Annotated in this window: 8 protein-coding genes; 7 read left to right on the forward strand and 1 reads right to left on the reverse strand. The window is 51.8% G+C overall.

Annotated features, from left to right (window positions below):
• Positions 1-451: 451 nt before the first annotated feature.
• The 5 genes from AC2FNC_RS18870 to AC2FNC_RS18890 all read left to right on the forward strand — a co-directional run bounded on the left by AC2FNC_RS18870 (position 452) and on the right by AC2FNC_RS18890 (position 4,822).
• Positions 452-673, forward strand: coding sequence for a hypothetical protein (locus AC2FNC_RS18870; RefSeq protein WP_496716261.1), 222 nt, complete (start codon positions 452-454; stop codon positions 671-673).
• A complete protein-coding gene (locus AC2FNC_RS18875; RefSeq protein WP_496716262.1) occupies positions 670-2,145 on the forward strand; it encodes a sulfotransferase in 1,476 nt (491 codons plus the stop codon). Before AC2FNC_RS18870 ends, AC2FNC_RS18875 begins: the two co-directional genes overlap by 4 nt.
• A gap of 132 nt (positions 2,146-2,277) precedes the next feature.
• Positions 2,278-3,669, forward strand: a complete 1,392-nt coding sequence (locus tag AC2FNC_RS18880) for an arylsulfotransferase family protein (protein WP_496716263.1) — start codon at positions 2,278-2,280, stop codon at positions 3,667-3,669.
• Positions 3,670-3,900: 231 nt separating this feature from the next.
• A complete protein-coding gene (locus AC2FNC_RS18885) occupies positions 3,901-4,140 on the forward strand; it encodes a hypothetical protein (protein WP_496716265.1) in 240 nt (79 codons plus the stop codon).
• Positions 4,118-4,822 carry a hypothetical protein gene (locus AC2FNC_RS18890; protein ID WP_496716266.1) on the forward strand — a complete coding sequence of 235 codons (705 nt, stop codon included), beginning with the start codon at positions 4,118-4,120 and terminating at the stop codon, positions 4,820-4,822. Before AC2FNC_RS18885 ends, AC2FNC_RS18890 begins: the two co-directional genes overlap by 23 nt.
• 29 nt (positions 4,823-4,851) lie before the next feature.
• Here AC2FNC_RS18890 and AC2FNC_RS18895 read toward each other — a convergent pair whose 3' ends face one another.
• Positions 4,852-6,315: a glycosyltransferase family 39 protein gene (locus AC2FNC_RS18895; protein ID WP_496716267.1), complete on the reverse strand. Its 1,464-nt coding sequence runs from the start codon at positions 6,313-6,315 to the stop codon at positions 4,852-4,854.
• Between the two features lie 276 nt (positions 6,316-6,591).
• Between AC2FNC_RS18895 and AC2FNC_RS18900 the strand changes: the two genes are divergently transcribed.
• Positions 6,592-7,956 carry an arylsulfotransferase family protein gene (locus AC2FNC_RS18900; RefSeq protein ID WP_496716269.1) on the forward strand — a complete coding sequence of 455 codons (1,365 nt, stop codon included), beginning with the start codon at positions 6,592-6,594 and terminating at the stop codon, positions 7,954-7,956.
• A gap of 44 nt (positions 7,957-8,000) precedes the next feature.
• Positions 8,001-9,221 (forward strand): arylsulfotransferase family protein (locus AC2FNC_RS18905; RefSeq protein ID WP_496716270.1); only part of this gene is annotated, 1,221 nt, incomplete at its 3' end.

The raw sequence follows: 9,221 nt of genomic DNA on the forward strand, positions 1-9,221 counted from the left end.
GAGACCCAACCTCAAAAAGCGGATACCGCGCCCGAGAAGATTGGTGGTATTTACCTGAAACAGAGTCGAAACGGCGCACAGCTGACCCTGACCGGTGAGGGCGTGTCCGAGGCCTTCCTGACCGATCTGCGGGCATGGCTCAAAAACCGCCCTGGCTAATGTTTCGCGCGCGAAACAATGCCGGGCCGCAAGCAGGAGCTCTGGTTTGCAACCGATCCATCCCGCGCGATAGCCCTGACGCTCTGAAACGGCCTTGGCCGAATTTGAATGCCCGCCCTGCCCGCAGGACAATTTGATAAAAATCGGACACTTTATCGCAGCATGAAATAATTGTGCAGCATTTCTAATCTATTTTTTGATTTAATCGAGTTGTAGTGTAAGTCTTGGGAATATTTTCGAATAGCCGCACGACACAAGAACATAGTAGCCAACTTTGACCAGTGAGATGTTAATGCGTATTTTGACTAAAGTCGCCCTTTTGTTGCTTTTGGCAACGCCAGCCCATGCCTATATTGGCCCAGGTGCAGGGCTTGGTGCCCTATTTACCCTGGTTGCAATTCTTTTTGGGGGGGTCCTCCTCGTAATTGGTTTTGTGTGGTTTCCGCTTAAACGCGCTCTTAAAAAAAGAAAAAATACCGAGATGAAGGTTGAAGAAGCTGACGCACAGCAATGATGATCGCCTTTGTCGTTTCGCTGTTGGCTGTCGCCGGTTTCGGATTCGGACTTTGGTTCCTTAGCATCGTTGCAGTGACGAAGAGCCTTGCGGATGACGCTATGCAAGGCATTTCGGCCATGCTCGACAGCGAACTGGATGACGATGCCAAAGAGGTTCTGGTCCGACGTTCCGGCTGGTCGCTTATCGTGCACGGCTGGCGGGTGTTTTGGCGGTTTGGCGTTGCTCTGCTTGCTGCTGCTCTTCCCATCTTGATTGCGGATGTTTTGGGCCTTGCCAACAGCGGAGAAGTCGTTTCGCTGATGCTGCGCCCCGAATATATCGTCGGCGTCTCGGTGGCGGCTATTCTCATTGGTCGATTGCTGTTTCGGAAAGCCGATGAAAAGCCACAGGAGACAAGTGAGCCCGGAACCTATGGATCTGCCGACCGGTTCGCGCATATGTTGGCGTTTTCAGGCCCCCGGTTTCACCGGGCCAGCGCCAAGGTCGACGATTATGTTTTCGGAAAGCGGGTCGAGGATTTTGAAGTCCGGCCACCGATTTTCATAACATCCCTGGCACGTGGCGGCACCACATCGCTGCTGAATGCCCTGTCCGAGGTCAGGGGGCTGGCTACACATCGCTACAGGGATATGCCCTTCATTTCGGCCCCGTATCTGTGGAACGGTATGGGCAATCTGTTGAACCGCAAGGTTACTCAGGTCGAACGGGCACATGGGGACGGGCTTCAAATTGGGCTCGACAGTCCGGAGGCATTTGACGAGATATTCTGGCATCTTTTCTGGCCCGAAAAATATGATGGAGGCCGGATAAGCCTTTGGCAGCGATCGGACGCCCGTGCGGACGCCCAGAAGTTTTTCGAGGCCCATTTCAGGAAGATCTGCTATTTGCGCGGGATTAGGGCGCCCACGAATGAACAGGTTTCGCAGCGCTACCTGTCCAAGAATAACGCAAATATCGCCCGGCTGCGGCTGTTGCCCGACTATTTCCCCGGTTGCGGCATCGTTGTTCCGGTAAGAGACCCCGGCGCACACGCATGGTCGCTTCTCCGCCAGCACAGAAACTTTCTCAGACGGCAGAAAGAGGAAGAGTTTATCCTGCGCTACATGCGCGATATCGGCCATCTGGAGTTCGGCTTGCTTCATCAGCCGATGGCCTTCCCACATCTGGCAACCGAAGGCTATGAGCTTGACGATCCGAACTATTGGCTTGCCTATTGGATCGCCGCTTTTCAGGACGTCGCGGAACAACGCAACACATGTCATATCGTGGTGCAGGACGACCTGCGCGCCCGGCCCAACGAGGTACTTCCCGCGCTTGCCGAGCGATTGGACCTCAATATCGATAAAAGGGATTTCCGCTCGTTCTTTCGCACCGAACCCGATGCCAAAATCAAGGAGGGATTTTCCTATGATTTGTTAAGGCAGGCGAACATTATCTATGATGACCTGGTAGCTCATGCAGTGCGTTGAGGCGGCACATCACAGATATCCGGAATTTTTCCAAAATCAGGGTAGTCAGAAGTCTCTGTTAATTTCTGGTTCACTTCGGATCAAGTAGTTATTGTATGTGTTGCGATTTGTATGTTGAGTCAAAAGTCGGTAATGGAGCAATTTTTTTTTAAGAGAGTTGAACTCTGGGTCGTTGGACTGGTTCTGGTCGCCGCCTTTTTCGTTATGATTTTATTCGGTGCGATCGTTCTGGATGAAGAGCGTGGCGTGGAAGAATTAAGAGGTGACCATTTCGGAATGATCGGCGATGCGGCGCTGGCATTGGCCGAGATTCCGGAAAACGCGCGTCAGGCATTGAAGAGGGTGGGGAAGCCGGATCCGACCATGATAAGCCATCCTGCCCTGTCGGCCGATCATGATGTGGCGGATGGGTGGTCCTGGGCTCAGCCTCCGGGCTCTGGCGGTTTGGATGGGTATTTGCTGCTCAGCCGTTACGATGGAGACCGCACCCGGCACGTTGTCGAATTGGTGTCGCTTGAAACCGGAGAAACCCTCCGGAGCTGGTCGCCCGAGCCCGAGGCATTATTGGCCAATGTTACCAGACGTCCCGAATACGACAGGTGGGTATTCGAGGATTTGTGGAACAATGCGTATTTTCGCTTTGTTCACCCCTACCTGACCGAGGCAGGGCAGTTATTGGTAAAAGACCATAATACGCCATTTTTCATGATGTCCGCTTGCGGCGAAATCCAGTGGCTGCAGGATGAGCACCTGTTTCACCATTCGACCGCGTCTGATGGCGAAGGTGGGTTTTGGGCCCCTAGCATCATGGTGGAATCCCGGACTGAGGATATATCACCGCGATTTCTGCGTGATGCTCTGGTGCGTGTGGATGAGAATGGCGAGGTGACTTTCAAAGAACCGCTGGATGAAATATTGCGTGAAAACGGCCTGCGCCATTTACTGGTTACGGGCAACCATTTTTATCACGATCCAATGCATCTGAATGACATTGAGCCGGTTCTGGCCGATGGTCCACATTGGCAAAAAGGCGATTTGTTCATGAGTTTGCGCAACCCCTCGCTTGTTATGCTCTATCGCCCGTCGACCAGAGAGGTTGTCTGGTCGAAAGCGGGCCCGTGGCTGTCGCAGCATGACGTCGATATTTTAGATGATCACAGAATCGCGGTGTTTAACAACAATGCCTTTAATCTTGGGTTTGGCCCGGACATAGACGGGGTTAGTGAGACCGTGATTTATGATTTCAGAACCGCTTCGGTGGAAACCCCGTTTAGCGCGGTATTCGAAAGACATGATGTGCTGGCAAGCACTGAGGGCTTGCAGGATTTCACACCCTCGGGGCACCTGATCTTTGAAGAAACAACCCGCGGTCGTGTATTTGTGGTCGATGACACTGCCGAAGTGGTCGCGACTTTTTTGAACAGAGCCGAGAACGGCGAAATCTACACGCTGGGCTGGTCGCGCTATGTGCATCAGGCACATGGTGAGAAAGCGCTGGAGGCTATTACAGAGAGTGGGTGTTAGGCTTCATCTGCAATCCCAAGTGGCAGTACTTATTTATGAAATCAAAGAATTGCACTATAGTGCGCAGAAATTATTGCGAGCGTTTGCCTTTGAGATGAAGCCCGGAAGTGCCTAGAACAACGAATGGCGGTTTTGCCCATGCGCTGGTTGCCAGTCTTAAGCGGTTTGGTGCTGTTGGTTACAGCTATCTTTTCTGCCGGTTTATGGATGTGACACAATAGCGTTTGGCCGATGTCCGTGTTTCTTGAGGTAAAGCCGTATCTACAATCTTTTATAAGAACCGGAATTTTCCTCAGAGAATTTGCGTATTTCAAACACGGCGAAGGTATCCCGGACCAGCGTTATACGGTCTACGGCCCCGACCTGATTTCTGAAGGCTATATGTTTGTCGCCAGAGTTTCGCTACCGGAGCACATGACGGTTGCAGAACTGATCGAGCCTTCGGGGAATGTCGAAGATTTCGTACCGTGAGCTTATTGACCCCAACGTGTCGGAAATTACGGCCCATGATGTCATCTTGTTGCCGGATGCTTCGATAGTGGTAAACTTTGATATGCGTCCGGGGTTGGCTCGAATCGATGCCTATTTTCATCACTCACTTGCCCCTGACGAAACCGGAGGTATCTGGACTTGGGAAGCGCATGGCAGCGCGGCGGCCCAGAACCAAAGGCTGATCCAGTTTGACGAAGAAACCGGCGAAACTCTGGACGTAATTGACCTCATCGAAGAAATAATTTTGACCAATGATCGCGGGCATCTTCGCTTTGTATTGCCGGAGGATTTTAGATTTAAGAAGGATACCGAAGAGCGGCCTGATGGATCAATCACGGTCTTTTCCAACAACTCAAATCGGCAGCAATCCGAAGTGCTTCGTTTGGTTCCCGGAGCACAGGACGGCGTATCGGTTGTTCCGGCGGAAAGCCCTTTCTTCAGTGCGCTTATGGGGAAACATGAGATTGCCCCGAACGGTAATGTGCTGGTTATTTCAACATGGAATGGGCGTGTTATAGAATTTGCACTGGACGGGAAGCTTCTTCGGGATTACGTCAATGTTCCGGATGAAAATTACTCGGTGCAAGTTTCTGCGACTCGGGTGATTGAATCGGGGTATCTCACGGAAGATCCGGCCCCTCGTGTCGGTATGGCCAAATAGCATCGGGCTTCAAAGTCGACACCTAGGGCTTATTTGCGGCGGTAGACAAGAACCTCGCCGTCCCCGAGTGTTCCGGCGAATTCATGTACCAGTTCAAGCTGTGCATCGACATCACGCCCCAGATCTGGAATGGCGCGGAACATTCGGTTTGGAAACAAGACAACCAGCGTTACAGGTCCGGGTTGCGCCATTGCTTTGGCATAGCCATCGGCATCATCAAGGGTTTCCCAATCGGCGTTAAAATGGCTTTCAAAGATCGGACCGCCGGGATTGATGGCGTAAATCCGCTCAAATGCCTCTCGGGTACTCTCTACAAGCGCATAGGCGCCGGCCAGGTCCTGCTTTGGGGCGACGTAGTTACGCTGCACGAGAAACAGGGACACGACAACCATTGCCAAAGCGCTTGTGGCGAACAGCGGCCCTTCAAGGCCGGACCGGCCAAACATCCGCGCCACTACCCCGGCACCATGTCGGCAGCCCACGACGATGAGAACAATGACAAGCCCGATATCGACAAAAAAGAACCGTGGCCAGATTCGCATGTCGAGAGACATAAGAACGACAAGCGTCACGACGATGTGCATTACGATGGACCAGAAAAACAGCGGTTGCGTCGTATGCGCCCCGGCGGCGCCAAACGCGATGGCGATCAATCCCCCGATGGCGACAATCAGTGTCAGCAGCCCAGTGTTTCCAACTGCTGTACTCAAGCCTTCGATCAGCGTCCAAAGCGGGTTTTGGTATTCTTGCATGGGATCAACAGCGGAGGACGCTGAAACCTCGCCCATTGTGTCCACGATACCTGGTAGAACAGGCAGGTATGCAAGCAGAATCAATACCGACGCAACTGCTATGCTGATCAGCGGAAATCGCACCCAGTTGCGGGTCAGGTGATCTCGTCCAAACCCGGTTGCTAGGGAAACAAGCCAGACGAGCCCGAGGGCAACAAAGAAAAATGCGCCGGTCAGATGCGTGAAAACAGCGGCGGCAGCGGTAAGTCCAAAGATAATCCAGGTGCCGAGAGTAGGGCGGCGCACACCCCGCAAAAAGAAAATGAGGCCAAGTGTGCTCCAGAATGCCAGCTCGGTGTATCCGCGTGCGTTCTGCGAGAACCAGACCTGATGGTAGGACAGCGCCACAAGCAGGGCTGATACATGCGCGGTTTTGGTGTCGGCGATTTCTTTTGCCAGCCACCAGATCGCTCCGACAAGGCCAATACCGAACAGCGTGGCTGGAAAGCGATAGGCCCAGGCATGGTTCCCAAAACCCTGGGAAACCAGCTTTGCCTTCATGCTGAAGAAATAATGATAGTTCATCGAGTATTCGCGCATCATCTCGCCCCAGGGCAGGCGAACATGCGTATCGACGGTCCAGATTTCGTCGTACCACAACGGTGCGTTCAATCCGGCGATTCTCAGCACCGCAGCGAGGAGAAGGATAAACAGAAGCACAGCCAGGTCATTGCGGCCAAGGGCGGTAGACGGCTGATTCATTTCAGCTTCTCCGATCACTGGTGTCGACGCAGAGCGCCAATCAAAAACTCTACCTTGCGCGGGGCACGTGTTGGCACCCGTCATGGTCCTTTCGATTATCGCTGCTCCGGGTGCGTGCGTCGAAACGAATGTAGTGGCGCGGAAATTTTTTATACGAATTGTATCTTGTTAGCAGACATTTTTACTATAAGTATATGATTGTTCAAGAATTTGGATCGGTGTCTTTTGGTTTTTAGTCCTTTTCGGATATGCGACCTGTTGCAATGATTGGCGTCATTGGCCACGCTGCAAACCAGTGAAGCGGTTTTGGTAAGTAACGGTTCAATGGCATTTTCCAGGCTCACAAAGAGAATCAAAAAATTCGATTTGCCATTCATATTGCCCATAGCATGTGGAATGGCGCTGGCATTTCTGGTGGGGGTTGCATTCGGTCATTTCAAAATCCCGCCTCAGCCACAGCTTGAGCTGGGGATACAGACACTGAAGACGGTTAGGAAAGAGGGCCTTGCAATGCTTGGTGTCCGACCGGTCCAGCATATGGCGGAAAAGACCTTTCCATCCGCATATGAGCCGAGGATCAATCCTGCGGGAATGCAGCCCGGTGTCACATTTCTGGTGAGTGTGTTCGATAATCGCCTGACTGCTCGTCTGTATGGAATGGACGGATCAATCCTGCACGAATGGCCTGTCGACTTTTTCGAACTGGCTCAGGAAGACGCCGCACATAGATTTCATGCGCTCATACATGGTGCGGCACTCTTACCCAACGGTGATATGCTTGCAAATCTGGACGGGCGGGGCACTTACCGGATTTCCGCGTGTGGGGACATCGTTTGGAAGAATGACAACCGCTCACATCATGCGCTGACACTTGATGGTTCAGGAGGTTTCTGGACGCCTGTGTACGTAGATCGATATCCTCCTAACGCATTGGTGCCGGATGAAGGCGGCTTCAATTTTGATGCTATCGCACGGTTCGATATTGAAACCGGTCAGCAGACAGAACTGGTGGATCTCGTACAAGTACTGACAGACGGAGGGTACGAGGGATTGATTGGTGTTCGGCCAATTAATAACGATGTGGCTCATCTGAACGATGTGGATGTCTTAAGAACCGAGATCGCAGATGCGTTCCCGGAATTTAATGCAGGGGACCTCCTTCTCAGCTTTCGACATTTTAATCAGATTTGGGTGCTTGACGGTGAAAGCCACGAGATAAAGTGGTACATGACCGGGCCAATGAAGGGACAGCATGATCCTGATTTTCAAGCGGATGGCACAATTACCGTATTCGACAACCGGGCTGGAGGAAAAGCAGACGCTTCGGTTGGATTCAGAGGCAGGTTGGGCGGAAGCCGTGTGTTGAAGATCGACCCGACATCACGAACCGTAACGGTGATCTTTGATGGGGTAGGGGAAGAGGCATTTTATTCACAATACCGTGGTAAGCATCAAATACTCGACAATGGGAATATCCTGCTTGCAGAGACTGACAGGGGTCGCGCCTTTGAGATTACGCCGGAGGGCGAAGTCGTTTGGGAAGTGATCAACACCTACAACAGCGATGCTGTGTTTTGGATGATGGATGCCTTGCGTTATCCATTATCCTATGGCGATTTTGTAGAAGCCAACTGTTCTTGATGCAGTTGTCAATAAAATCAAAGTACTAGGTGGGGGCATAGGCTATGCGTTGGTTATCAGTTCTAAGCGGTTTGTCATTGTTGGCGGCGGTAACCTTTTCTGTTGGATTATGGGTAGGGCACAAAGGCATTTGGCCAATGTCTTTGGTTCTCGAAATTAAACCGTATTTAAAATCATTTCGAAAAACCGGAATGTTCCTCAGGGATCATTCATATTTCAGACGTGGTGGAAACGTACCGGATCAGCGGTACACTGTTTATGATGCCGACCTGCTTCCGGCAGGCTATCTGTTTGTCGCCAAGGTTGCGCTACCTGAGCACATGACGGTTGCAGAATTGATCGATCCTACGGGGGAAGTTGTTCATGAATGGCGGATTTCCTATCGTGAATTGATTGATCCAAACGTACCAGAAGTTCCGGCTCATGACGTAATTCTGCTGCCGGATGCTTCCGTGGTGGCAAATTTTGACGCACGCCCGGGATTGGTTCGAATTGATGCTTGTGGAGAGCCTGTCTGGTCTCGCAATGACGCCTATCTTCATCATTCACTTGCCCCGGACGAAACCGGAGGCATATGGACTTGGGAATCGCATGGTAGCGCGGCGGCCCAGAACCAAAGGCTGGTTCGGTTTGACGAGGAAACCGGTGAAACGCTGGAGGCGATAGATCTCATTGAAGATATAATTATGACGAATGATCGCGGGCATCTCCGTTTTGTGCTGCCAGAGGGTTTTCGGTTCAAGAAGAATACTAAAGAAGGCCCTGATGATATATTCCACCCAAATGACCTTGAGCCGTTGTCGGCGGACATGGCAACCGCTTTCCCTGATTTTGAAGCGGGAGACCTGCTAATTTCGCTGCGAAACTCCAATATGTTAGCAGTCATTGACCGTGAAGATCATTCCATCAAATGGGCAGCGTATGGGCCGTGGTGGCGGCAGCATGATCCTGATTTCCAGCCTGACGGCACAATCACAGTCTTTTCCAACAATTCGGAGCGGCAGCGGTCCGAAGTACTTCGGTTAATTCCGGGTGCAAAAGACGGCGTATCGGTCGTACCAGCCGATAGTGCATTCTTCAGTGCGTTGATGGCAAAACACCAAATAACTCCGAATGGAAATTTGCTGGTTATTTCGACATGGGGTGGCCGCGTCATGGAATTTACACCGAACGGGAAACTCATTCGGGAATATGTTAACGTTCTGGACGAGAATTTTTCAGGACAAGTTTCTGCGGCTCAGGTGATTGATCCGGATTATTTGGAT

It is taken from the genome of Ruegeria sp. BHSA123 (assembly GCF_059613425.1).